The sequence below is a fragment of the Streptomyces sp. NPDC006207 genome (assembly GCF_040613835.1).
In the GTDB taxonomy this organism is placed as follows: Bacteria; Actinomycetota; Actinomycetes; order Streptomycetales; family Streptomycetaceae; genus Actinacidiphila.
Genome location: NZ_JBEXSX010000015.1, coordinates 71728 through 96013, shown reverse-complemented (window position 1 = coordinate 96013; position 24286 = coordinate 71728). Strand labels below are relative to the sequence as shown.

Annotated in this window: 21 protein-coding genes and 1 pseudogene; 7 read left to right on the top strand and 15 right to left on the bottom strand. The window is 73.3% G+C overall.

What is annotated here, in order from left to right:
- Positions 1-13 precede the first annotated feature (13 nt).
- Positions 14-1108: a magnesium and cobalt transport protein CorA gene (locus ABZ312_RS14915; protein ID WP_500437787.1), complete on the bottom strand. Its 1095-nt coding sequence runs from the start codon at positions 1106-1108 to the stop codon at positions 14-16.
- A gap of 477 nt (positions 1109-1585) precedes the next feature.
- Between ABZ312_RS14915 and ABZ312_RS14910 the strand changes: the two genes are divergently transcribed.
- A complete protein-coding gene (locus tag ABZ312_RS14910) occupies positions 1586-2422 on the top strand; it encodes an undecaprenyl-diphosphate phosphatase (RefSeq protein ID WP_500322321.1) in 837 nt (278 codons plus the stop codon).
- On the opposite strand, the gene ABZ312_RS14905 is transcribed toward ABZ312_RS14910, so the two are convergent.
- Both ABZ312_RS14905 and ABZ312_RS14900 read right to left on the bottom strand, forming a co-directional pair.
- Entirely contained in the window at positions 2409-2996 is a 588-nt protein-coding gene (locus ABZ312_RS14905) for a TIGR03086 family metal-binding protein (RefSeq protein WP_500359661.1), read from the bottom strand. The two genes, ABZ312_RS14910 and ABZ312_RS14905, sit on opposite strands and share 14 nt — an antisense overlap.
- A gap of 80 nt (positions 2997-3076) precedes the next feature.
- Entirely contained in the window at positions 3077-4087 is a 1011-nt protein-coding gene (locus tag ABZ312_RS14900; RefSeq protein WP_500437785.1) for an NADPH:quinone reductase, read from the bottom strand.
- A 250-nt stretch (positions 4088-4337) separates the two neighbouring features.
- Here ABZ312_RS14900 and ABZ312_RS14895 point away from each other — a divergent pair, with 250 nt between their 5' ends.
- On the top strand, positions 4338-4778 hold the full coding sequence (locus tag ABZ312_RS14895; RefSeq protein WP_500437783.1) for a hypothetical protein: 441 nt from the start codon (positions 4338-4340) through the stop codon (positions 4776-4778).
- Between the two features lie 6 nt (positions 4779-4784).
- On the opposite strand, the gene ABZ312_RS14890 is transcribed toward ABZ312_RS14895, so the two are convergent.
- The 3 genes from ABZ312_RS14890 to ABZ312_RS14880 are packed head-to-tail and all read right to left on the bottom strand — an operon-like array spanning position 4785 to position 6491.
- On the bottom strand, positions 4785-5186 hold the full coding sequence (locus tag ABZ312_RS14890) for a hypothetical protein (RefSeq protein WP_499511481.1): 402 nt from the start codon (positions 5184-5186) through the stop codon (positions 4785-4787).
- A gap of 58 nt (positions 5187-5244) precedes the next feature.
- Positions 5245-6114, bottom strand: a complete 870-nt coding sequence (locus ABZ312_RS14885) for a Gfo/Idh/MocA family protein (RefSeq protein WP_500322316.1) — start codon at positions 6112-6114, stop codon at positions 5245-5247.
- A gap of 2 nt (positions 6115-6116) precedes the next feature.
- Positions 6117-6491, bottom strand: coding sequence for a 5-carboxymethyl-2-hydroxymuconate Delta-isomerase (locus ABZ312_RS14880; protein ID WP_499511483.1), 375 nt, complete (start codon positions 6489-6491; stop codon positions 6117-6119).
- A 218-nt stretch (positions 6492-6709) separates the two neighbouring features.
- Here ABZ312_RS14880 and glnII point away from each other — a divergent pair, with 218 nt between their 5' ends.
- Positions 6710-7729, top strand: coding sequence for a glutamine synthetase (glnII, locus tag ABZ312_RS14875; protein WP_500359664.1), 1020 nt, complete (start codon positions 6710-6712; stop codon positions 7727-7729).
- Between the two features lie 66 nt (positions 7730-7795).
- Here the strand turns inward: glnII and ABZ312_RS14870 are convergent, their stop codons facing one another.
- Positions 7796-8320 carry a DUF1203 domain-containing protein gene (locus tag ABZ312_RS14870; protein ID WP_500322313.1) on the bottom strand — a complete coding sequence of 175 codons (525 nt, stop codon included), beginning with the start codon at positions 8318-8320 and terminating at the stop codon, positions 7796-7798.
- A gap of 23 nt (positions 8321-8343) precedes the next feature.
- Positions 8344-9507 (bottom strand): hypothetical protein, encoded by a 1164-nt coding sequence (locus ABZ312_RS14865; protein ID WP_500359665.1) that lies wholly within the window; start codon positions 9505-9507, stop codon positions 8344-8346.
- A gap of 119 nt (positions 9508-9626) precedes the next feature.
- Between ABZ312_RS14865 and ABZ312_RS14860 the strand changes: the two genes are divergently transcribed.
- Positions 9627-11597 (top strand): hypothetical protein, encoded by a 1971-nt coding sequence (locus tag ABZ312_RS14860; RefSeq protein ID WP_500322310.1) that lies wholly within the window; start codon positions 9627-9629, stop codon positions 11595-11597.
- Here ABZ312_RS14860 and ABZ312_RS14855 read toward each other — a convergent pair.
- From ABZ312_RS14855 to ABZ312_RS14845, 3 genes are read right to left on the bottom strand one after another with little or no spacing between them, the layout of a single operon-like run.
- Complete coding sequence (locus ABZ312_RS14855) at positions 11581-12021, bottom strand: DUF6114 domain-containing protein (RefSeq protein WP_500322308.1); 441 nt, start codon at positions 12019-12021, stop codon at positions 11581-11583. The two genes, ABZ312_RS14860 and ABZ312_RS14855, sit on opposite strands and share 17 nt — an antisense overlap.
- Positions 12021-12575, bottom strand: a complete 555-nt coding sequence (locus ABZ312_RS14850) for a DUF6230 family protein (RefSeq protein WP_500437782.1) — start codon at positions 12573-12575, stop codon at positions 12021-12023. Before ABZ312_RS14850 ends, ABZ312_RS14855 begins: the two co-directional genes overlap by 1 nt.
- Positions 12575-12826, bottom strand: coding sequence for a hypothetical protein (locus tag ABZ312_RS14845; RefSeq protein WP_500322407.1), 252 nt, complete (start codon positions 12824-12826; stop codon positions 12575-12577). The genes ABZ312_RS14850 and ABZ312_RS14845 overlap by 1 nt, the downstream gene beginning before the upstream one ends.
- Here ABZ312_RS14845 and ABZ312_RS14840 point away from each other — a divergent pair.
- Together ABZ312_RS14840 and ABZ312_RS14835 are read left to right on the top strand one after the other, a co-directional pair.
- On the top strand, positions 12825-13076 hold the full coding sequence (locus ABZ312_RS14840; protein ID WP_500437780.1) for a hypothetical protein: 252 nt from the start codon (positions 12825-12827) through the stop codon (positions 13074-13076). The two genes, ABZ312_RS14845 and ABZ312_RS14840, sit on opposite strands and share 2 nt — an antisense overlap.
- On the top strand, positions 13073-13579 hold the full coding sequence (locus tag ABZ312_RS14835; RefSeq protein ID WP_500437778.1) for a GNAT family N-acetyltransferase: 507 nt from the start codon (positions 13073-13075) through the stop codon (positions 13577-13579). The genes ABZ312_RS14840 and ABZ312_RS14835 overlap by 4 nt, the downstream gene beginning before the upstream one ends.
- Positions 13580-13622: 43 nt before the next feature.
- On the opposite strand, the pseudogene ABZ312_RS14830 reads toward ABZ312_RS14835, so the two are convergent.
- Both ABZ312_RS14830 and pulA read right to left on the bottom strand, forming a co-directional pair.
- Positions 13623-13883: pseudogene (locus ABZ312_RS14830) on the bottom strand (TNT domain-containing protein); the annotation flags it as partial.
- A gap of 157 nt (positions 13884-14040) precedes the next feature.
- A complete protein-coding gene (gene pulA, locus ABZ312_RS14825; RefSeq protein ID WP_500437776.1) occupies positions 14041-19470 on the bottom strand; it encodes a pullulanase-type alpha-1,6-glucosidase in 5430 nt (1809 codons plus the stop codon).
- Between the two features lie 327 nt (positions 19471-19797).
- Between pulA and ABZ312_RS14820 the strand changes: the two genes are divergently transcribed.
- Positions 19798-21255: a hypothetical protein gene (locus tag ABZ312_RS14820; RefSeq protein ID WP_500437774.1), complete on the top strand. Its 1458-nt coding sequence runs from the start codon at positions 19798-19800 to the stop codon at positions 21253-21255.
- A 314-nt stretch (positions 21256-21569) separates the two neighbouring features.
- On the opposite strand, the gene ABZ312_RS14815 is transcribed toward ABZ312_RS14820, so the two are convergent.
- Entirely contained in the window at positions 21570-22607 is a 1038-nt protein-coding gene (locus tag ABZ312_RS14815; RefSeq protein ID WP_500322303.1) for a LacI family DNA-binding transcriptional regulator, read from the bottom strand.
- 31 nt (positions 22608-22638) lie between these two features.
- Positions 22639-24270 (bottom strand): glycoside hydrolase family 13 protein, encoded by a 1632-nt coding sequence (locus tag ABZ312_RS14810; protein WP_500322302.1) that lies wholly within the window; start codon positions 24268-24270, stop codon positions 22639-22641.
- Positions 24271-24286: the final 16 nt, after the last annotated feature.

Here is a 24286-nt window from a genome sequence, read left to right as displayed (position 1 = left end):
CACACAGCACTGCTCACAACCAGCCGTTGCGCCGGAATCCGCGGTGGATGACGAAGCAGGCGACGGCCATCACGCCCACGGCGAGCGGATAGCCGTAGGTCCAGCGCAGTTCCGGCATGTGCTCGAAGTTCATGCCGTACAGGCCGCAGATCATGGTGGGGACGGCGAGGATGGCGACCCAGGCGCTGATCTTGCGCATGTCCTCGTTCTGGGCCATGGACACCTGCGCGATGTTGGCCTGGAGGATCGAGTTGAGCAGGTCGTCGAAGGAGGTGACCTGCTCGGTGGCGCGGGCGAGGTGGTCGGCGGCGTCGCGGAAGTAGGTCCGCAGGTCGGCCTCGATGCCGGGCAGGGGCTCCTCTGCGAGCCGCTGGAGGGGGCGGCCGAGCGGTGCCACGGCCCGCTTGAGCTCCAGCAGTTCGCGCTTGAGCTGGTAGATCCGGCCGGCGTCGGTGCCGCGGCCGCGGTGGTCGGAGAAGACGTCGGTCTCGACCTGCTCGATGTCCGCGTGGACCGCGGAGGTGACGGCGAGGTACTGGTCGACGACGTGGTCGGTTATCGCGTGCAGGACGGCGGCCGGCCCCTTGGCGAGCTGGTCGGGGACCGTCTCCAGGCCCTCCCGGAGCGGGCCGAGCGAGCCGTGGCCCCCGTGGCGCACCGTGATGACGAAGTCGGATCCGGTGAAGACCATGACGTCGCCGGTCTCCACCACCTCGCTGGTGGCGGTGAGCCGGTCGTGCTCGACGTAGCGGGCCGTCTTGAGGACGGTGAACAGGGTGTCCCCGTACTGCTCCAGCTTGGGCCGCTGCTGGGCGTGCACGGCGTCCTCGACGGAGAGCGGGTGGAGCCCGAACAGCTCCGCGACACCGGCGAACTCCGCTTCCGACGGCTCGTGGAGCCCGATCCACACGAAGCCCCGGCCGGACTTGCGGACCCGGGCGATCGCCTCGTACGCGGCGCAGTCGTCCTGGCGCAGTCCGTCAATGTAGACCACGCAGTTCACCACCGAACTGCCCAGCGGGGAACGCGCCGGGTGGCTGAGGTCCACACGCCGTTGGCGTACGTGGGTGAGGCGGACGGCTTTGCGGAGATTGCTGATCATCGACATGAAAGGCTCCTACGCAGGCATGCGGCCGCCAGTATTGCCCACGACCGGGCCTGTTCGAGCCCTCCGTCACACCGTCCTTGCACCGCGCGGGCCTTGGGGTGCGGCGGCGCGGACGCCACTGCCTCCTTCGCATGGCGGGGGTGTCGCGCCGGCCGCCACGTCGCCGGCGATCGCCCCCGCGCCGGGGTCGCATCGCCTTGCGTGCTTCCGCACATTTTCCTGACAGAAATAACCTTCGCCACCATTTCTCACCGGATGCCGCTGATGTGACATGCGCGACAGACCGCCGGACCGTGCTCCCGCGCGACCGCCCTGTTCGCGAGGTGGCCGCCTGCCGGGGCGTCCGGTCGGGGGTGCGGTCGGGGGTGCGGTCGGGGCGGACCTGGTTCGCGGGGGGCGCGGGACTTCTCTTACACTCCGTAGGGCTCCGGCCGGTGCAGGCCCGGGCATGCCACGTCCTCCGCAGAGATGGGTCCCATGAGCGCCATCAGTATCGGTCAGGCAGCTGTGCTCGGCGTCGTGGAGGGGGTCACCGAGTTCCTCCCGATCTCGTCCACCGGCCACCTGAAGATCACCGAGGGCCTGATGGGCATCCCGGTGGACGACAAGGCCGTCGTCGCCTTCTCCGCGGTCATCCAGTCCGGCGCCATCGCGGCCGTGCTGGTCTACTTCTTCAAGGACATCGTCCGGATCTGCAAGGCGTGGTTCACCGGCATCGTCAACCGCGAGGAGCGGTACCACCACGACTACAAGTTCGGCTGGTGGGTGATCTTCGCGACGATCCCGATCGTCGTCGTCGGCCTGGCGGCCAAGCACCTCATCGAGGGGCCGCTGGCCTCGCTGTGGGTGGTCGCGGGCTCGCTGATCGTCGGCAGCGGCGTGATGTGGGCGGCCGACCAGATGGGCCGCCACAAGCGCGGCGAGGACGACACCACGTTCAAGGACGCCATGCTCGTCGGCTCCTCGCAGATCCTCGCCCTGCTCTTCCCCGGCTTCTCCCGCTCCGGCGCGACGATGTCCACCGCGCTCATCCTCGACCTGGACCGGGTCGCCGCGACGCGACTCTCCTTCTTCCTGGGCATCCCCGCGCTGACCGGTGCCGGTCTGTACGAACTGAAGGACGCGCTCGGCGCCGGGGTGGACACGGCGCCGCTCGTCGTCGGGACGGCCGTCTCCTTCGTCGTCGCCTACGCGTCGATCGCCTGGCTGCTGAAGTTCGTGGCCAAGCACTCGTTCAACGCGTTCATCATCTACCGGCTCGTGATCGGCGTCCTCCTCTTCGGCCTGCTGGGCACGGGGGTCATCGCCGCGTAGGCGTACGGCCTGACAGGGCCAGGGCCCGCTCGAAGGCGGTGGCCGCGGCGGGGTCGGCCAGCGTGACGGGCGCGGCGAACCCTTCGTACCGGCGGTAGACCTCGGCGTACCGGTCCACGACCGCCAGCACGAACGCGCCGAGGGCCTCGCCGCAGCGGTACTCCTGGCCGGTGGCACGGGCCACGTCCCAGCCGTGGACGGCGAGCTCCTTGACGATCATCGAGGCGACCTCGGCGGCCGGCATCGACCCATGGCCCAGGTCGACCTCCCCCTCCCAGGCCTCCGGCGCCGCCCACGCCGCCACGGCCCGGTCCAGCTGCTCCGCGTACGCCCCGGCCCAGTCGGAGCCGGCGGTGAAGTCGCGGGCCGTGAGCTCCTCGGGCAGCGGCTTGCGCAGCGCGCGGTGCTCCAGGCCGTGCGAGGTGTAGAGGATCCAGTGGTTCAGCAGCGTGCGGGTGTCCCACTCCCCGCAGGGCGTCGGCGCGGAGAGCCGGGCGGGGTCGCCGCCCACCCCGCGGGCGACGCGGGCGGCCTCGCCCGCGGCTTCGATCAGGTACGCGTGCAGTTCGGTCATGCGGCCATGCTGCGCGCAGGGGCCGCGGCCGGTCTTGAACAAACCCGACAGCCCGGGCGGCCGCCCGCCGCCCCCGCGGCCTACACGTCCACGACGACCTTGCCGACGACGCCCTCCTCCACCGCCGCGTGGGCGTCGGCGGTGCGCTCCAGCGGGAAGCGGTGCAGCGGCAGCCCCGACTCCTCGCCGGACCGCAGGGCGCCGTCCCGCAGGGCCTCGGTGACGGCCGCGACCGCCTGGCGCTTCGCGACGTCCGGCATGCTGTAGACGAGCACGCCGTGCCAGCGCAGATTGCGCGCGAAGGTCTCCCTGACGGGCAGCGTGAACTCGGCGCCCCCGTTGTCCGCGTAGTAGGCGACGACGCTGTTCGGCGCCAGCACCGCCAGGTCGAGCCCGCTGTTCACCGCCACGGCGACCTCCACGACGACGTCCACGCCCTCCGGGGCGGCGCGGCGGATCTCCGCGGCCGGGTCGGGGGCCGTGTAGTCCACGACGTGGTGCGCCCCCGCGGCACGGGCGAGCTCCGCCTTGTAGGGGTTGCTGACCGTGGCCACGACGAACGCCCCCGCCCAGCGCGCGAGCTGGATCGCCGCGTGGCCGACCGCGCCCGCACCACCCGCGACCAGGACGTTCCGGCCGCCGAGGACACCCGGGGCGAGCCGGGCCGGGCCGCCTTCCGCCACCGTCAGCGCGCGGTGCGCGGTCATCGCCGGGATCCCGAGGCTCGCGCCGGTGTCGAAGGACGCGGTCGCGGGCAGCGGCACGGCGTGTGCCTCCGGGAGCGTCACGTACTCCTGGGCGGTGCCGTCCGCCCGCTGCCAGGCGGCTTCCCACAGCCACACCCGCTCACCGGTCCGTCCGGGGTCGACGCCGTCCCCGACCGCGTCGACCACCCCGGCGCCGTCCTGGTTCGGCACCTGCTCCGTGACCGTGGCGGGTGGACCGCCGCGCCGCGACTTCCAGTCCGTCGGGTTGACCCCCGACACCTCGACCCGTACCCGTACCTCGCCCGGACCCGGCTGCGGCAGCGGCCGCTCGGTCAGGCGCAGCACTTCGGGGCCGCCGCCTTCCGTGTACACGATGGCCTTCATGATCCGTACAAGGCGGCACCGAGGCGCATTCTTCCCGCCGCACAGGTGTCCGGTCCGGGTAGGGTCCGCCCGTGTCCGCCGCGCCCGCCGATCCGCCGTCCCTGGAGGCGGCGTTCCCAGCCCCGCTCGCGCCGGACGTGCGCGCCGTCGCAGCCCTGCTCCCACCGCCCCCGGCCTACGACCCCCACTGGGAGGTCCACGGCGATGTGCGGCTGCCGGTGCGCCTCCACCGCCGCGAACCGGACCCGGAGTGCCGGCCGTCCTCACCCCCCGGCAGCGCCTCGTCCTGCACTGTCTGTACGCGCTGCACCACGACGGGTACGTACGGCAACGCCACGCGGCGCACGTGGCCGGGGTGGCCGAGCCCTGGGCGGTGCCGTTCGTGGTGCGGCTCACCGGCGAGTACGTGCCGGAGATCGTCGCCGACCTCCACGCACGGCTCACCGGGGCCCTGGCGCCGGGGAGCGAGGCACGCCGGGTGTACGGGCGGTTCGCCGCGGAGCACCCTGAGTTCCTCGCCCTCACCGAGCGCCGCGCGGTGAGCTACTGGAGCGCGTACCACCGGTGGCGGTTCCCCGCGTTCACCGACCATCCCGCCGCCGCCGTGCTCGAGTTGCTGCGGGCCGCGGCCTTGGAGACCACGGGCCACGCGTGGCCACGACGGATGCGGGCGGGGCGGGGCGCGCGCTGAGGGGCGTTACGCGCGCGCCGCCCGTTCGCACAGGACGGCCGCGCCGGACGGTTCCGGCGGCGGATCGGGGAGACCCACCGCGGCCGCGCCCGGCGACCGGTGCGGCGAGCGGGGGACGAAGGCTCCGCTGGTGCCGCCGCGACCGCGGTGGACCAGGACGCCGGAGACCGGATCGGGGACGGCGTCGAGCGCCGCGCGAGTGCCGGGCAGGGCGCGCCATGCGAGCCAGTGCTCCTCTTCTCGGAAGCACAACTCGAAGACGACGCCCCACCCGTACGAGTGCCATTCCCACGCCAGTGCACGGTTGGTGACCGCCGACTCCACGAGCGTCGGCGCATACGCGTCACGCCATGCCGCGGCGGATGTGCTGGCGTTGAGGACTTCGATGGACCACCAGTCCGCTGCCATACCCAAAACGATAGGCACTTCGCAAGTCGCCCGCCAGGGTCCTGCCCCTGACGGCGCGTCACGCAGGGTCGGCCGAGGCCAGCAACTCCGTCACGCGCGCCGCGAAGCGGGCGTCGCAGGGGTGGGGGACGCCGGTGCGCACGGCCGTGAGCAGGGCGTCGATGGCGTTGCCGAAGGCGGGCACGGGACCATCGGCGCGGCCGGGGAGCGAGACCACCCCGGAGGTGCCGCGCAGCTCGACGGTCATGCCGGCGGCCGCCGGCGGGGCCGTGAGGCTGAGCGCCGCCGTGCTGGAGGCGCCGCTGTCGTGCCGCAGCACCAGGTGCGCGGTGTCGCCGGGCCCCTGGACGGCGGTGAGCGCGGTGACGTCCCCGAGGACCGGGAGGAGCACGGACAGCGCGTGCGGCCCGACGTCCCACAACGCGCCCTTCTCGCGCCGCCAGGGGGATGCCGCGAAGGGGCTGTCGCCGGAGGTGAACACCGAGCCGAACCACTCCGCACGAGCGGTGAACCAGCCGTCCACGGCGGCCTGCTCGTCGATCCAGGCGGAACTCGTGGCGTCGAAGCGGAGGGTGAAGAAGACCACCGACGCGACCCCGGCGGCCTCGGCGGCGTCGGCGACACGGCGGGCGTCGGCGACGGTCGTCGCGACCGGCTTGTCGAGCAGCAGGTGCCGGCCGGCCTCGGCGGCACGCGCGGCCAGCGGGGCCTGCACGTCCGGGGGCAGGGCGATGGCGACCGCGTCCACGTCGCCGATGAGCTCGTCCACGTCGGCGTAGGCACGGGTGCCGAGGGTCGCGGCGAGCGCGGCCGCCGCCTCGGGGCGGCGGCCCCAGATCCCGGTGAACTCGACCTCGGGGTGGGCGACGAGGGCGGGGCCGTGGGCGATCTCCGCCCAGGGGCCGGTGCCGAGCAGTCCGATGCGCATGGTCACCGCTCCCCCGCCGGCTCGGTGTGGCTGCGGTACCAGGTGCGGTCGAGGTCGACGACGTCGACGGCGGTCTGCACGCTCAGCCCCGGCGTCGGCGCGAGGTGCTCCCGCACCAGCTCCAGGACGGCCTCGCTCAGCTGCGTCTTGGCCTCGGGCGTGCGCCCGGACAGGACGGCGGCCTGGACGAGCACCAGCGCGTGCTCGGGGGCGCCGTCGGCGAGGACGTACTCGTCGGACCGGCGGAAGCGGGTCTTGCACGCCTCCACCCTGGTGTCGATGGTCTTGGCGACCAGCGGGTGCAACGCGGTCGCGAAGCCGCGCCGGTCGAAGGCGTCCGCGAGGTTGCCGGTGTAGTCCACGGTGATGTGAGGCATGGCACACACCCTACGTCCCTGGTCACGGCGGTCCACGGGGGCCTGTCCCCAGGGCGGTGGAGGGCCTTCCGCAGGCCCTGCCGGGGTGTCCGGCAGGTGGGACGGCAGCGCGTTCACACCGGGTTAACACACGGGCAATGGATGCGAAATCGCAGGTTGTGAGGCTGCAGCGGCAACACCACCCACCCGCAAGGCCCCCGCCAACAAGGATGACGCCCGTGAGCTACAAGGCCGAGTACATCTGGATCGACGGTACCGAGCCGACCGCGAAGCTGCGCTCGAAGACCAAGATCCTCGCCGACGGCGCGGAGCCCGGTGTCTGGGGCTTCGACGGCTCCAGCACCAACCAGGCCGAGGGCCACAGCTCGGACCGCGTGCTCAAGCCCGTCGCCACGTACCCGGACCCGATCCGCGGCGGCGACGACCGGCTGGTGCTGTGCGAGGTCTTCAACATCGACGACACCCCGCACCCCTCCAACACCCGTGCCCTGCTGCGCCCGGTCGCCGAGCAGTTCGCGGGCCAGGAGTCGCTGTTCGGCATCGAGCAGGAGTACACCTTCTTCCAGGGCTCGCGCCCGCTGGGCTTCCCCGAGGCCGGCTTCCCGGCCCCGCAGGGCGGCTACTACTGCGGCGTCGGCGCCGACGAGATCTTCGGCCGCGAGATCGTCGAGCAGCACCTCGACAACTGCCTCGCCGCGGGCCTGGGCATCTCCGGCATCAACGCCGAGGTCATGCCCGGCCAGTGGGAGTTCCAGGTCGGCCCGCTCAGCCCCCTGGAGGTCGCCGACCAGCTGTGGGTCGCGCGCTGGCTGCTCTACCGCACCGCCGAGGAGTTCGGCGTCTCGGCCACCCTGCACCCCAAGCCGGCCCCGGGCGACTGGAACGGCGCGGGCGCGCACACCAACTTCTCCACCAAGGCCATGCGCGAGGGCTACGACGCGATCATCGAGGCCTGCGAGGCCCTCGGCCGCGACGACAAGCCGATGGAGCACATCAAGAATTACGGCTCCGGCGTCGAGGCCCGCCTGACCGGCGCCCACGAGACCGCCCCCTGGAGCGAGTACAGCTACGGCGTCTCCGACCGCGGCGCCTCGGTCCGCATCCCCTGGCAGGTCGAGGTCGACAAGAAGGGCTACATCGAGGACCGCCGGCCCAACGCCAACGTCGACCCCTACGTCGTCACCCGCCTCATCGTCGACACCTGCTGCTCCGCGCTGGAGAAGGCCGACCTCGTCTGACGCTCCGCACCATCCCCGAGGGCGCCCGTCCACACGCCGGGCGCCCTCGGCGCGTCCACCGCACCGTCACGGCACGCGGACGGCCTCGAAGAGGAAGCAGCCGTACTCCACGGCCCGTACGTGCACCAGGGCGACCCGCGGATCGGCGAACCGGGCCGCCAGGACGGCGTCGGCGGCGCCCGCGGAGACCTCGTCCGCGGTCAGCCGGACCAGCCGGCCGCCGAGGATGCGGCCCCGGGCGTCGTAGCACCGGAAGACCCGCCGCTCGGCGTGCAGGGCCGCGGGGTAGCCGGGGGCGTCCGGCGGGCCGGGGCAGTCCTCCGCGGCGGCGTGCACGAAGACCGGGCCGGTCTCGTCGTACGGGCCGGGGTCGGCCCCGGTCGCGGCGGCCCAGCGGCGCAGCGGCGCGTAGGCGGCCAGCGCGATCCGCTCCCCCGGTGCGCTGTGCCGCAGGCAGCAGCGGAGCGGGGCGCCGCCCTCCGGGTCCGGCTCGGGGCGGGGGACGAGACCGGCGTCGTCGCCGTCCCGCAACTCCTCGGCGACGGCCGGGTCGAGGGCCCGGACCTCGTACGCGATGCGATGGGTGTCCATGCCCCCAGCGTCGCCCGGTCCGGTCAGGAGGTCCGGCGGGATTCGGACGTCGTGCTCAGGGCACGCCACGCGGCACGGTCGCCGGGCAGCCCGAGCCGGGCGAGGAGGGCACCCCGGTTGCCGCCGCGCGGATCCCACAGGGTGTCGTGCGCGGCCAGGGCCCCGGCGTAGGCACGCTGGGCCGCGGTGGCGCTGTGGGGTGCCGGCCAGCCGTCGGGGAAGAACCGGGGCAGATAGGGGCCGATGTCCGGGTCGGGGTGGCGCCACGGGAGCAGCGGCAGGACGGCGAGGGCCGCGGGCAGCAGCCGCTCGGGGTCGGTGACGCGCCGGCACAGTGCGGCGGCGACGGTGAAGCGGGGCCGGCCGGTGAAGGTGGCGGGCTTGCGGCCGAACGCCGCGTCGAGCGCGGCCGGATCACGCAGGGCGTCCAGCAGCACCGTGTGCGCGTCCTCGTCGCCATCGAGGGCGGGGGCGAGTGCGGCGCAGACCCGCACGGCCGGTTCGGGGTCGGCGAGCAGGGCCCGGGGCGCCTCGCCCAACTCCCCCAGGTGGACGGCGAGGGCGGCGCGCTCGTCCGTCCCGGCCGTGGCCGCGGCCGCGGTGAGGACCCGGACGACCTCGTCCCTGCGGCCGGCGAGCGCCGGGTGCGCGGCCGTGCGCGCCACGCAGGCGGCCGCGGCGGTCCGCACCTGCGGGTCGGGGTCGGTCAGGTGGACGGCCGCTGCCGCGTGGACGGCGGGCAGGGCGTCGTACACCCCCACGGCCGCACGGACGACCGCCAGGTCGGCCATCTCGTCGTCCCAGAGGGCCTGCTGCTCCTCCTCGTCCGCGTTCGCCCAGGCCTCCTGCCAGGCGTCGGCCGCCGCCCCGTCCGCGGGGAACGCCCGCGCCCGCCACTCCTGCGCCTCCGCCGGGTCGGGCGCCGCCTGCGCCGCGTACCGCAGGAAGGCCAGCAGAGCCTGCCTGGGTGCGGCCGGGCGCTCCCCGGCGAGCAGCTCCGCGACCTGGCGGACGGCCGGCGGTGTGGCGGGCCAGGGTGTGCCCTGGTGCACGATCGCCCCGTTGAGGTGCTCCAGGGCGGCCCGGACGTCCGCCTCCCGGCCGGTGCGCAGGGCGGCCAGATGCCGCGGGGTGTCCGTGGCGGCGCCGTAGGCGTGGAACAGCCGTGCCCAGTCCGTCTCGTGCATGCGGCCATCATGGCGCGGGGCACCGACAACGCCTGCTCGCAGGCCGGTTGGGCGCTCCGGCACCGGGGCGGCGCGCGGTGGCGGGGTGACCATCCCAGGATTCACTCGTTCTACGGAACGTGAACGCCCAGCACGCGACCGCCACCCGTCCCCGGCACGGCGCAGCCGTCATCGTGGACGTCGAGGAGGCGGAGGCCGCACTCGTCGAGAACTACCCGCACCTGGTCCGGCTGGCCTACCTGACGTTGCCGCCGTCGCTCGGCCGGCACCGGAGGGTGCTGACCGCCCACACCCTGACGCAGGGCGTGCTGCCGCGCTCGCCGTGCGAGCCGGACCCCGCCGTGGTGGACGTGCCCGGGCCGCGGGGGACCGTGGACCCGGCGTACGCCCTGGTGCGGCAGGAAGTGCTGGACACGGCACTGGCGTTCGGCCGCGAGCGGGGCTGGCGGGGCCGGCTGCGCAGGACGGTGGTGGGCGGTCCGGCGCCGTACGTCTGGGGCCTGCGGCTGCACACCAAGGCGACCGGGACGGACGAGGCGGAGCTGGACCGGGCGCTGTCCGGGCTGAGCGCGGCCGGGCGGGCGGCCTACGCGCTGCTGGAGCTGGAGCGGCCCCGGCACGCGGACGGCCGCGAGGTGCGCAGGCTGCTGGTGGCCGCCGGCGTGGCCGACCCGCGGGGCGCCCTGAAGGCCGCCAAGGCGGTGCCGGAGGGACTGCTGCTGGGCGGCACCGGGTTCGACCCGTGCACGGTGCAGGCCCGGCCGACGGATCTGCTGCGCAGGCGGCAGCACGTGCGCGTGGGCCTCATCGCGGCGGGCGCGGTCGCCGTGACCGCGACCCTGGTCGCGGTACTGGCCGGCGGGCAGGACCCGTACGCGGCGGGCGGGTCGCCGGGGGGCGCGTACGGGACCGCGGATCTGCTGGACCCGGCGAAACTGGTGCGGGTGCAGGACACCGCGTGGACCCGCGCCTCCCGGGTGGACTTCACGGCCTGGCCGGCCCGCGGCGGGCGCGCCGGCGACCGGGCGCTGCTGGGCCGGGCGATGGCGGTGTGGGCGCACCCCTCCGGCAACGTCGCCGTGTCGGCCACCAAGGGCACCGCCGAGGGACTGCCCGCGCAGCAGCCGCAGTTGCTGTACGCGGGGGACGTGGACGGCGCCACCGTGGTGCTGATGTACGACGGCCTGCGCCTGGTGCGCTACGCCGAGCCGCGCGACGGCGGGGGCTCGGCGGCCCTGGACTTCGCCCGGGTGGACGGCGCGGGCGTGACCACGGCGGCCGTGGTGCTGGGCCGTACGGACGGCAACACCCGGTTCCTGACCGCCCCCTGGGTCACCGAGGCGGCCTCCCGCGACCTGCGGGACCCGGGGCGCGCCCCGGCGAAGCTGGACCGCACGGCGGACGGGGTGACCGAGCCGGTGCGGATGCCCGGCGCGGACAGCCGTCCCGGGGTGTGCGGGGACACCTGGCCCGCGCTGCAGTTCCGGGCCGCCGGCGGCCTCGGCGTGGACCGGCCGTTCCTCCTCACCGACCTCGGCGACCTCGTGCCGGCGCACCTGACGTACCAGCCCGCCGCGGACGCCACGCCGCTGGAGGCGACCGGCCCCACGGGGCTGGCGAACGTGGCCCGGACGGCCTGCAACCTTCCCTCCATGAGCGGCCTGGGCACCCGGTCGGTCAACATCTGGCGGTACGCGACGCAGCGGCTGCCGGAGGGCAACGGGCAGGCGTCGTGGGTCTGCGCCCGCGCCGACACCTGGCGCGGCACGGACGGCCGGGCGCTGGCGCTGTTCCTGCCCCCGGTCTCCGAACCGGGCACCCCGGGCGCACCGGTGGGCCAGAGCGGCCGGGACAGCGGGGCGTGCGGCCGGGCGGTGCCGCAGGTGCTGGCCGGAGCGCTGTGGAAGTCCACCGCCGGCCACTGGTACCTGCTGGCGGCGGGCAGCCGTGACGTGACGCGGATCAAGGCCACGGGCGGCGTGACCGGCGCCTCGAAGGGCCCGACGATGGCGGTGCGCGCCGAACAGGGCGCCCGGGCCGAGCTGTCGGCGGTGCTCGACTCGGGCGCGGCGCTCACGACGCTGCGCTGAGCCCGCCCTCCCCCGCCCCGGTGGCCTGCTCCGCGCCAGGAGCGGCCGCCGGGGCGCCGCGCGGGGAGCGGGCGCGGCGCGGTGCTCCCCCGTCGGGGTGCCAGCCGAAGGCGAGGCAGCTGCCGGCGACGCCGAGCAGCAGGCCGACGAAGAAGCCGCCGAGGTTCGAGGTGATCCAGCTGCCGAGGGCCAGCAGGACACCGACGACCGAGTAGAAGAGCCGCTGGGCCGGGTTGAGCAGGATCAGCAGCCCGCAGATCACCATCAGCCCGGGCAGGAGGTAGCCGGCCAGTCCCTGCGCGCCGATGTGCAGGACGACGGGCAGCGCGGCCTTCTCGGTCACCAGGATCTCGGCGCCGCCGAGGGTCAGCAGGCCCCCTCCCCAGAACGGGCGGCGGCCGCGCCACCGGCGGAAGCCGGCCATCAGCAGCCCTCGCCGCTGAACTTCAGTTTCAGGCCGGGCAGTTTGAACACCGCGGCCGTCATGGCGTAGTTGGTCTGCCGCAGGTTGTCGATGGTCACGGTGTCGGACTGCTGGCTGAAGACGCCGATCGGGCCCTGGACGCCGGCCTTGTCGAGGGTGCTGGCGTCGTTGCCGATCTCGATGCCGTCGAAGGCGGCGTCGCCGGACAGCTCGGTGGAGTCGGTGGTCAGCCCGCGGGCGGTGACCTTCTCCGCGCCGCCGCCCGCTGTGATGACGAGGTTGGTGCCACCGAGGTCGACGCTCTGGCAGAGGTCGGTGAGCGTCGCCTTCTTGATCGCGGAGACGACGACCAGGACCTGGCCGCCGGTGTCGCCGGTGTTCGGGCTGCCCTCGGCCATCGAGTCGAGGCCGCCGAACTGCGCGAAGCCCTCGCCCTTGAGTTCGGTGGCGGTGACGGTGAAGGGCATCCCGGAGATCGCGAACTGCACGCCGAGCGCGCCCTGCGCGGTGAGGACCATGAGCGTGGCGCCGATCGCGGCGGCGGGTACGGCCATCACAGCTCGGTGGCGGCGACCTCCGGCGGAGCCCCGACGGCACCGGCGGCGCCGTCCGCGGCGGTGAAGAAGCGCCGGAACCGGGCGAGCAGCACATCGCGCTCCTCGCGCCCGGCCTCCCCCACGGCGTCGATCTCGACCACGGCCATGGTCGCGAAGGCGGGCGCCCCGGCGAGGATGCCGAGCAGCGCGCCGAGGGCGTCCCGGATGCCGGCGGACCAGTCGCCGGCGGCCTCGAAGGCGGCCTCCATGGAGGCGATGACCAGGCCGCTGCTCCTGCTGCTGTTCGCCGGCGGCACGGCGGCCGGCTACGCCGCGGTCGGCGCCTTCTCGCTCCTGGCGGTCCTCACCCACCCCGGCGCCATGGACTGGGGCTCGGCCTTCGCCTGGCTGTACGTGCTGGGCATGCTCGGGCTCGTCGGCATGGGCCTGGTGGGTCTCGCCCTCGCGGGACCGGCCGAGCGATGGCCCGGAAACGGTTCCCTGACAATGGAGGCATGAACGACCTCTCCTTCCGCCTCGCACTGCCCGACGACGCCGCCCTCCTCGTCCGCCTCCGGGACGACGCGGCCCGCTGGATGCAGGAGCACGGCATCGACCAGTGGAAGCCCGGCGAGATGGACGAGGGCCACTTCCGCACGCGCATGGCGGCGGGCGAGGTCTGGCTCACCGAACGCGAGGGCCGGGTGGTCGGCGCCTGGGAGCTGTGGTGGGACGACGAGCACGCCTGGGGGGTGCGCCCGCCGGACGCGGGCTACGTCCACCGCCTCATGGTGGACCGGACGACCGCCCCGCGCGGTACCGGCCGGGCCATGCTCGACCGGGCGGAGCGCCGCATCACCGAGTCCGGCCGCCCGTACGCGCGGCTGGACTGCGTGGCGGCCAACCCGCAGCTGCGGGCGTACTACGAGGGCGCGGGCTACACCGTCGTCGGCGAGCAGCCCCACAAGCGAAGCGGCAAGGGCAGCCCGTACACGGTGACCCTGCTGGAGAAGAAGCTGTAGGCGCACGGAACGCGGCGGAGCGGCCCGCCCGGATGAGTCCGCCGTTGTTGATGTGGTTGAGCACGCTGTCGTTCAGCGGCAGCACGTACTGGAGCCCGTTGCCCGGCTGCCCGTAGAAGGGCGCCACGACTCCCGCGGAGACCGCGAACGGCCTGACCACCTTGTACAGGTGGCAGTTGAAGGGGTAGCCCGGGTCGAAGGTGTTGGGGTTGGACGGCGCGATGGAGCGCTGGGAGTACGGCGGGCCCGCGGGCGCGAGGAACCGTCCGCCCTCGCCGCCGAAGCGGTCGATCTTCTGCCCCACGGCGAGGTTGATGACCGACACGGGGCCGCCCGGGAGGAAGCCGTTGGCGTTCTGCCCGTCGAGGCGCCGATGGCCACCCACTTCGCCCGTACGCAGCACCGCCCGGCCGGGACCCGCGGAGAGCGGGCCGCCGACCGGGCGGTCACGGAACGTGTCGCTACTTCCGGACGAACACCGCGACGGTGCGGCCCGGCACGGTGAAGGTGCCGGACGCGACGTCGTAGGAGGCCCGCTTCACCACGGCGTCGGAGCCCGCGGCCTGCACCGGGTGGAGGGCGTAGCCCTTCCCCGACAGGGCGCCGACGCGCTGGTCCTGGGCCTTCGGGGTCGCGTTGAAGACCACCACCAGCCGGCCCAGCTGCAGGGTGATGACGCCGGGGGTCTCCTGCTCGCCCGAGAGCGGGAAGGACAGCTGCTCCTGGACCTGCGCCGCCGTGGTCAGCCCGAAGGCCGGCTCGGTGGAGCGGATCCGCAGCAGGTCCTGGTACGCGGCCGAGGCCGCGGTGGTCTGCGCGCAGCCGACCCGGAGCGTGTCCGCGGTCAGCAGCGGCTTCGCGAAGGACCACTTGGACTCGTTGTCGGCCTTGGGGGGCAGGCCGCGGCCGAAACCGTTGCCCGAGGAGCAGTCCCAGTGGATGGCGTTGAACCAGTCGCCGGAGTCGTACGAGTTGCGGTCCAGGGACTTGGAGCGCAGCAGGTCCGAGCCCGCCTGGTAGAGCGCCGGCCCCTGGGAGAGGGCCGGGACGGCCTCGGCGACGACCTGCATGCGTGCCCGGTCGGCGGGCGAGGTGCCCTGGGGCAGCTTGAAGGCGAGCGCGTCGTACAGGGCCTCGTTGTCGTGGGCGTCGGCGTAGGCGAGGGCGTCGCCGGGGGCGTCCGCGTATCCGGCGGGTGAGCCGTTGTAGTCGACCTCGGCGCCGCTGACCTCCTTGCCGCTGCTGTCGGTGAAGGAGAAGGACTTCAGGTTGCCGGTGAGGCCGACCTTGATGAGGTCGTGGTAGTGCAGCAGGCGGGCCCGCTGCTCGGCCTCGCTGCCGTTGGCGGCGGAGCCGTTGGGCTCGTTGAACAGACCCGAGGCGAAGCCCTGGACGCCGGGGTCGGAGTCGAAGGGGCCGCCGCCGCGGACCGCGTCGCGGGCCCGGTCGGAGAAGGTGGCGACTCCGGTGCCGGCCATGTTCTTCTGGGTGGCCTGCACGAAGCGGGCGTCGTCGGCGACCTCGCCGAAGTTCCAGCCCTCGCCGTAGAGGATGATCTTCTTGCCGTCGACGCCGTCCTTCGCGGGGGTCAGCGCGTCCAGCGCCTTGCGGACGGCGAGGATGTTCGCCTTGGGGTGGTGGCCCATCAGGTCGAAGCGGAAGCCGTCGACCTTGTACTCCTTGGCCCAGGTGACGATCGAGTCGACGACCAGCTTGCCCATCATCGCGTTCTCGGTCGCGGTGTTCGAGCAGCAGGTGGAGTTGGCGACGGTGCCGTCGTCCAGCAGGCGCTGGTAGTAGCCGGGGACGATCCGGTCGAGGACGGACTTGTCGTCCTGGCCGCTCGCGGCGGTGTGGTTGTAGACCACGTCCATGACGACCCGCAGGCCCGCCTGGTTGAGCCCCTGCACCATCTTCCGGAACTCGACGGTGCGCTCCGTGCCGTCCGGGTCGGTGGCGTAGGAGCCCTCGGGGACGGTGTAGTGGAAGGGGTCGTAGCCCCAGTTGTAGGCGTCCTTCGCGGCGACCGCGGCCACGCACTCCTGCTGCTTGTCGGAGTCGGCCGGGTAGGCGCCCAGGTCGCAGTCGACGGTGGCCTGGTCGGCGCTCTTCTCCGCGACGGTGGCGAAGTCGAAGGCCGGCAGCAGGTGGACGTAGGAGACCCCGGACTTCGCCAGCGCCTTCAGGTGCGTCATCCCCGCGGAGCCCGTGTCGGTGAAGGCGGTGTACTTGCCCTTGTCCTTCGCGGGGACGATGGCGTCCGCGACGGAGAAGTCCCGGATGTGCAGTTCCTGGATCTGCGCGTTGTTCAGGCCCACGGCCTTGGGCTTGGCCAGGTGCGACCAGCCGCCCGGAGCGAGCGCCTTGTCGTCGAGGTCGACGACCAGGCTCTGCTTCGAGTCGGCGGTCAGGGCGACCGAGTAGGGGTCGGTCACGGTGTTGGTGACGACCTTCTGGACGCTGGGCGCCCAGACCTTCACGGCGTAGCGGTACGGCTTGCCGGTCCAGCTCCGCTCACCGGTCACGCTCCACACGCCGGTGGAGCCGTCGCGCCGCATCGGGACGGTGCGCCCGTCCAGGTCCAGGGCGACGGACTGGGCGGTCGGGGCCCATACGGAGAGGATGGGCCTGCCGTGGGAGAAGACCGGGCCGAGCGCGGCCTTGGTCGCCTTCGCGGCGTACAGGTCGTCCAGGACGCCCTGGATCTGGACGCCGGTGGCGGACAGCAAGGCGCCGTTGGCGAGGTGCTGGGTTGCGATGATCTGCCCGGTGAGGGCGGTGCGGACCCGGTCGCGGTCGCGCGGGTCGATGGTGAAGGCCGCGTAGTCCTTCAGGTGCGGGAAGCGGGCCTTCTGGGCGTCGGTCAGGCCGCCCGCGACGCGCTGCAGGCGCAGCCAGTGGCCCTCGCCGGTCAGAGCCCCGTCCTTGATCGCCAGGCCGCCGTCCGGGGCGTAGACGAGCTGGTGACTGGCGGCGGTGTCGCCGGTCTTCCACGCGACGGTGTCGGCGTCGATCCACTGGGCCTTGGCCGAGGACAGGTCGAGGTCGGCGGAGGAGCCGGACGTGGAGGGCAGGAGGTACTTCTCGGTTCCGTTCAGGAGCCACACCTCGTGTCCGTAGGTGGCGAGGTCGAGCGACTGGTCGGCGGGCAGGTCCTTGGTGTCGCCCTTGTGCAGGATGTAGCTGAGCGACGTGGCGCCCGCGGCGAGCGGCACCTCGAAGACGGCGCCGTAGGCGTCGGTCCGCACCGGCTGCAACGGGGCGGTCCAGTCGGTCGGGTTCGCGGCGCCGGTCCAGGTGTGCAGGCCCCAGCCCGCGTAGTCCCCGTCCGCCCGGTGGTAGTGGAGGACGGCCTTCATCCTGTCCTGCCCCGGCTCGGTGCCGGACGGGGCCTGGGTGGCGACGGCCTCCTTGCCCTGCTCGACCCAGATCTCGCCGTTCTTGGTGACGTCGATGAACCGGTCGGCGCCGACGTCCTTGTTGCCGTCCTTGTCGATGACGAGGTAACCGACGCTGGACGCGCCCGGCTTGAGCTTCACATAGGCGAAGGCGCCATAGGCGTCGCGGCCGATGAAGTCGTGCCCGGCGGGCCAGGTGGTGCCCTCGCCGTCGGCGATGTCGCCCCAGGCGTACAGGCGCCAGTCGGTGTAATTGTTGTCGGCCCGCTTGTAGTGGACGATCGCGTAGTCGCGGCTGCTCGCCACCGGGGGCTGCGGCGGAACCGGGGTGCCGCTGGTGGTCTCGGCGGTAGCGGCGGCGGTCCGGCCGGCGGAATCGATCACGACGGCCTTGTACCGCAGCGCGGTGCCGGGCGTCACCTCGTCACCGACCGTCTGGGTGACCTTGTACGGCGCGTGGTCCGCGGAGCCGAGGACCTTCCACGGGCCGTTGCCGGTCTGCGCGGCGAAGACCACGCGGTTGAGCTGCCCGCCGTCGACGTCGGCGGAGAGCTCGACGGTGCCGGTGGCACCCGCGGCGGGGGCCTTCAGGGTGAGGGACGGCCGGTCGGCGGGGGCGCCGAGCGGCCTGCCCGCCTTGTAGACCACGGTGGACAGCGCCGGGACGGTCACGCCGATCTTCCGGTCGGCGCCGCTGGTGACGGAGCCCCCGGTGCCGTAGAGGGCGGTGAAGGCGGTGTTCGCGGAGCCCGTGGGGACGTCGGCGGTCCGCGCCTCGGTCGCGTTGTTGACGGCGACGACGTACTCGGTGCGGGTCTTCGCGTCGGTGCGGGAGAAGGCGTAGATCCCGGCGCCGTCGGCGACGTGGCGCTCGGTCTGGACGCCGTCGGCGAGCGCCGGGTGGGCCTTGCGGAGCGCGGCCAGCTTCGCGATCGCCTGGTAGAGGGGTGCGCCGGTGTCGTAGGCGTCGCTCGCGTGGGTGCGGTCGGTGCCCAGCTGGTCGTCGTCGAGGTAGTCGGCGACCTTGGACGCGAACATCGTCTGGCGGGCGTCCTTGTCGCCGCCGGCGCCGGTGAAGCCCTGCTCGTCGCCGTAGTAGACGACCGGGTTGCCGCGCGAAAGGAACATCAGCTCGTTGGCGAGCCGGTCCCGCCGCACGAGTTCGGCGTCGTCGGCCTTCGGGTTGTCCTGCTTCAGGAACGTGCCGATGCGGCCCATGTCGTGGTTGCCGAGGAAGGTGACCTGCTCGTACGCGTTGGCCTTGTCCGTCGTGTACCGGTGGTCGTCACCGAAGACCCCGGCCAGCTTCGCCGCGGAGCCGCCCTGGGAGGCGTACTGACGGGCGGCGTCCTGGAAGGGGAAGTCGAGCGTCGAGTCGAGGCGGCCCTGCGTGACGTACGGGGAGGTGACGGCGGTGTCGGCGGAGTAGACCTCGCCGAACATGAAGAAGTCCTTGCGGCCGTGCTCGGCCGCGTAGGCGTCCAGCGCCGTGGCCCACTGGGTCCAGAACGGCAGGTCGACGTGCTTGACGGTGTCGATGCGGAAGCCGTCGACGGCGAAGTCGCGGACCCACTTCTCGTAGATCTCCTCCATGCCCCTCACGACCTCGGGACGCTCGGTCCACAGGTCGTCCAGACCGGAGAAGTCGCCCTGGTCGGAGCTCTCGCCGGCGAAGGTGGAGTCGCCCCGGTTGTGGTACATCGTCGGGTCGTTCAGCCAGGCCGGGACCTTGCTGTTCGCGGTGACGACGGGGGTGCGGGGGAAGGAGTCGCGGTCGACGGCGGGGAAGCCCTTGCCGCCCTTCGCGTAGTCGGCGTCGTCGAACGGCACGCCGTCCTTCGTCAGGTAGGGGAACGCGCCCTTGGAGAGGTAGCCGTAGGACTTCTCGTCGTAGTCGACGACGTCGGCGGTGTGGTTGGTGATGACGTCGAAGAAGACCTTCATGCCCTTGGCGTGGGCCTTGGATATCAGCGCCTTGAGGTCGGCGTTGCTGCCGAAGTGCGGGTCGACCTGGGTGAAGTCGGTGATCCAGTAGCCGTGGTAGCCGGCCGACGCGTTCTCACCGGTCCCCTGCACGGGCCGGTTCTTGAAGATCGGCGCCATCCATATCGCGGTGGTGCCGAGGCCCTTGATGTAGTCGAGCCGCTGGGTGAGCCCCTTGAGGTCGCCGCCCTGGTAGAAGCCCTTGTCGGTGGGGTCGTAGCCGGTGCTGAGCCGGGTGCCGGTCAGACCGCCCCTGTCGTTGGACGCGTCGCCGTTGGCGAAACGGTCCGGCAGTACGAAGTAGAACTGCTCCCGTGTGAGGTCGTGACGCCCGGGTTGCGCGGCCAGCGCCGCGTCGGAGGGCGGCGGGGGCGGGGCGGCCGCCGAGGCGGCGGGGGCCGATGCGGGGACGGCGAAGGCGGCGGCGAGGGCCGCCACCGCGACGGCTGCGGCTCCGCGTCTGCGCGCGCGTGAACGCGCGGACGCGGGCAGCCCGGTGTGCTGGGCCACGGGGTGTTCTCCTTGCGGAATCCGTGTGCGGACGGTTGTACCTCTGGGAGCCCACGCGCCATGAGCCGTGGCCCGGCGGCAGTGCCGGACCGTGAGCGGGACCGTACCTCTTACGCGCGGCTTACAGCAAGATGTCGCAAGGATTTCCAACGTGACATCCTCCGCGTCGACGGAGTGCGGATGACGCCCCGTCACATCCCGGTCCGCCGCGGCCGGTCGCCGAACACTATGAACGCAAAGGCCACGGCTCTGGACCCCCACCGCCTCCGTCCCCAAGCATCGGGGCCCGCGCAACGAAGCGCCGGACGACGACGGAAGGACGAGACGATGGTCACCGGGCACTCCCCCCACCGCCCCCGGTCCGGATCCGCACGACACCGCATCTCCGTGACGATCGCGGGCGTCGCCGCCCTCCTCGCCACCGCCCTGGCCGGGCCCGTACCGGCGTCCGCGGCCGACGGACCCGCCCCCGCCGACTGCCCGGCGGAGCTGGCGGCGGAGGCCACCTGCTACCGGGGCCAGGACGCGAACGGCGCCTTCTACGCCATGGCGGTCCCGCGCGACTGGAACGGCTCGCTGGTCGTCCACGCCCACGGCGGCCCCGACCTCGGCGACACCTCCGACCCCGAGCGCAGCACCGGGGACCTGGCGCGCTGGTCGGTCATGGTGAAGGAGGGCTACGCCTGGGCGGGTTCGTCCTACCGCCGCGGTGGCTACGGCACGCGGATGGCGGCGAAGGACACCGAGACGGTGCGGCGGCTGTTCGTGGAGCGCTTCGGCGCGCCGCGCCTGACCTTCGTCCACGGCCAGTCCTGGGGCGGCGACGTGGCGGCCAAGGTCGCCGAGGTCTACGGCACCGGCCGGCATGCGCCCTACGACGGCGCCCTGCTGACCAGCGGCGTCCTGGGCGGCGGTTCACGCGGCTACGACTACCGGGTGGACCTGCGCGTGGTCTACCAGTACTACTGCCGCAACCACCCCAGGCCCACCGAGCCCCCGTACCCGCTGTGGATGGGGCTGCGCGCCGACTCGACGATGACCACCACCGGACTGCGCTCGCGCCTGCAGGAGTGCACCGGCTACGCCTCGCCCCCGCAGGAGCGCACCGCCCTGCAGCAGCGCAACCTCGACGACATCCTGGCGGTGACCGGGATCCCGGAGCGGACGCTGGAGTCGCACCTTCGGTTCGCGACCTTCACCTTCCGTGACATCGTGCACAACCGGCTCGGCGGCCGGAACCCGTTCGGCAACGGCACCGTCCGCTACACCGGCTCTCACGACGACGCGGCGCTCAACGCGGGCGTGGAGCGCTTCACCGCCGACCCCACGGCCCGCCGGGACCTGTCCTACGACAGCGACGTCACCGGCGCCGTGTCGATCCCCGTGCTCACCGTCCACGCCATCGACGACCCGACCGCCTTCGTCGAGCACGAGGCGGCCTACCGGGCCTCCCTGGAGGGCGCCCACCGCGGGCGGCTGCTGGTACAGAACTTCACGCGGGAGAGCGAGCACAGCGAGCTGAGCGACGCGGAGTACGCCGCCGCGATGCGGTCACTGGCGACCTGGGCGCGGACCGGCCGCAAGCCCACGCCGGCCTCGGTGGCGGCCTCCTGCCCGGCGTTCGACGCCACCTACGGCACGGGGTGCTTCTTCGAACCGGGGTACGTCCCGCGCCCCTACGCCTCCCGCGTGTACCCCCGCCCGGGGGCACGGCACTGGCCGGCGCTGTCCGCCGCCCAGGAGCGCGCGTGGAGCCGTCTGGACGGCGTGGGCATCGCACCCTGACCCCCTCCCACCTGCGGTCCCGCCCTTCCGAAAGGTCCCTGCAGAATCTTGCAGAAAGTTTCTGCAGGGGCCTTCCGTCCTGGCCGGAGCGGCTGTTACGTTCCTCTTCAGCCCGGTTCGGCCGGCCGGGGGTCCGCCCCTGACGGCGGGTCCCACGCGCCCGGCCGGCTGGACCGGTCGCCCCCGAGACGGAGGCGGGCCCAGGACCGACGAAGCCACCCCGCTGCGCCCCGCCCGGGGCAGGTCCAGGGCCCGCCTCAACACCCGCCGCGCATCAGGAACGGCCGGGGACGATCAGAGACGATGAGGGACGATCAGGAACGCCGGCCGGCGCCGGGCACCTGGCCCGTGGAGCCGCGGACGACCAGCTCCGTCTGGAAGACGAACTCCGCGCGCTGCACCGGGTTGCCGCCGATCTCCTCCAGCAGCGCGTTCACCGCGGCCGCGCCCATCGCCTCGACCGGCTGGCGGACCGTGGTCAGCGGCGGGTCGGTGAAGGCGATCAGCGGCGAGTCGTCGTAGCCGACGACCGACACGTCCCCGGGGACGGTCAGCCCCCGCTCCCGCACCGCGCGCACCGCGCCGAGCGCCATCAGGTCGCTGCCGCAGACGATGCCCGTGCAGCCCTTGTCCAGCAGCGCCCCGGCGGCCGCGTGGCCGCCCTCCACGGAGAAGAGGGTGTGCTGGACGTACTCCGCGGCCTGCTCCTCGCCGAGCCCGAGCAGGCTGCCCAGCGACTCGACGAAGCCCTCGACCTTGCGGTGCACCGGCACGAAGCGGTTGGGCCCGACGGCCAGGCCGATCCGCTGGTGGCCGAGCTCCACCAGGTGCTGGACGGCGATGCGCGCCGAGGCGCGCTCGTCCGGCGAGATGTACGGCCCGGCGATCGCCGGGTTGAAGCCGTTGACCAGCACGTAGGGCACGCCCTGGCCGAGCAGGCGGGCGTAGCGCTCGGGGTCGGCGGTGACGTCCGCGTGCAGCCCGGACAGGAAGACGATGCCGCGCACCCCGCGCTCCACGAGCGCCTCCACCAGTTCGTCCTCGGTGGAGCCGCCGGGGTGCTGGGTGCACAGCACCGCGGTGTAGCCGTAGCCGGTCAGGTTCTGCTCGATGACCTGGGCGAAGGCGGGGAAGATCGGGTTGTTGAGCTCGGGGGTGATCAGCCCGATCTGGCCGGCGCTGCGCTGGCGCAGCCGCACCGGACGCTCGTAGCCGAGCACGTCCAGTGCGGCCAGCACCTTCTGCCGGGTGGCGGGGGCGACCCCCGCCTTCCCGTTCAGCACGCGGCTGGCGGTGGCCTCGCTGACCCCCGCCTGGGCCGCGATGTCGGCAAGTCGAGCGGTGGTGTTCACAGTCCCCGACCCTATGCGACCGCGCCGCACGTCAAACGGCCCACCAGACGGTCGTGTCGGCCGGGAGGACGACCCCGTCCGCCGTGACCTCCACGGGGGAACTGGCCAGCAGCACCTGGCCCGGCGCGGGCAGCGTCACCGGAGTGCCGGTGGTGTTGACGGTGCACGCGAAGCCGGGCCGGCGGAAGGACAGCACGCCCTGCGGGGCGTCCTGCCACTGGACCGACTCGCCCGCGCCGAGGCCGTCCCGCTCGCGGCGCAGCCGCAGGGCGGAGCGGTACAGCTCCAGGGTGGAGTCCGGGTCGCCGGTCTGTACGGCGACGCTGAGCCCCGCCCACTCCGCGGGCTGCGGCAGCCAGCTGCCACCGCTGCCGAAGCCGTGGCTGGGGCCCTCGGCGGTCCACGGGATCGGCACCCGGCAGCCGTCGCGGAAGCCGTCCTGGCCGGCGGCGCGGAAGAACGCCGGGTCCTGACGGGCCTCGTCGGGCAGGTCGGTGACCTCGGGCAGGCCCAGTTCCTCGCCCTGGTAGACGTACGCGGAGCCGGGCAGGGCCAGCATCAGCAGGGAGGCGGCGCGGGCGCGGCGCAGGTCGTAGCCCTTCCCGTCGGGGGACAGCCGGGTCGCGTGGCGGACCACGTCGTGGTTGGACAGGACCCAGGTGGTGGGCGCGGCGACCGGGCGCATGGCGTCGAGCGAGCGGTCGATGACCTCGCGCAGCTCGACGGCGTCCCACTTCGTGCCGAGGTACTGGAAGTTGAAGGCCTGGTGCAGTTCGTCGGCGCGGACGTAGTTGGCGGTGCGCTCGACGGTGGGGGTCCAGGCCTCGGCGACGGCGATGCGCTCGCCGTCGTACTCGTCGAGGATGCGCCGCCACGAGCGGTAGACCTCGTGGACGCCGTCCTGGTCGAAGAAGGGCAGGACATCGTTGCCAAGGAGCTTGAGCTGCTCGTGGGCGCCGATGTCGGGCAGGCCGTCGGCCTTGACCAGGCCGTGCGCGACGTCGATGCGGAAGCCGTCGACGCCCATGTCGAGCCAGAAGCGCAGGATCGAGCGGAACTCGTCCTGGACGGCCGGGTGCTCCCAGTTGAAGTCGGGCTGCTCGGGCGCGAACAGGTGCAGGAACCACTCGCCGTCGGCGGCACGGGTCCAGGCCGGCCCCCCGAAGATGGACTCCCAGTCGTTGGGGGGCAGTTCGCCGTTCTCGCCCTTGCCGGGGCGGAAGTGGTAGCGCGCCCGCAGCGGGGAGCCGGGGCCCTCGCGCAGCGCCTGCTTGAACCACTCGTGCTGGTCGGAGGAGTGGTTGGGCACCAGGTCGACGATGATCCGCAGACCCAGCCGGTGGGCGTCGCGGATCAGGCCGTCGGCGTCGTGGAGGGTGCCGAACATCGGGTCGATGGCCCGGTAGTCGGCGACGTCGTAACCGGCGTCGGCCTGCGGCGAGGCGTAGAAGGGGCTCAGCCAGACGGCGTCGACGCCGAGGTCGCGCAGGTACGGGAGCCGCTCGCGGACGCCGGGGATGTCGCCCATGCCGTCGCCGTTCCCGTCGGCGAAGCTGCGGGGGTAGACCTGGTAGATGACCGCGTCTCTCCACCAGTCCGTGGTGGCCACGGGCTGGTCGCAGGAGTGGGGGTGACGGGTGGAGTCCGCCAGGTACTGGGTCATGGTGATCCCTTGGAAA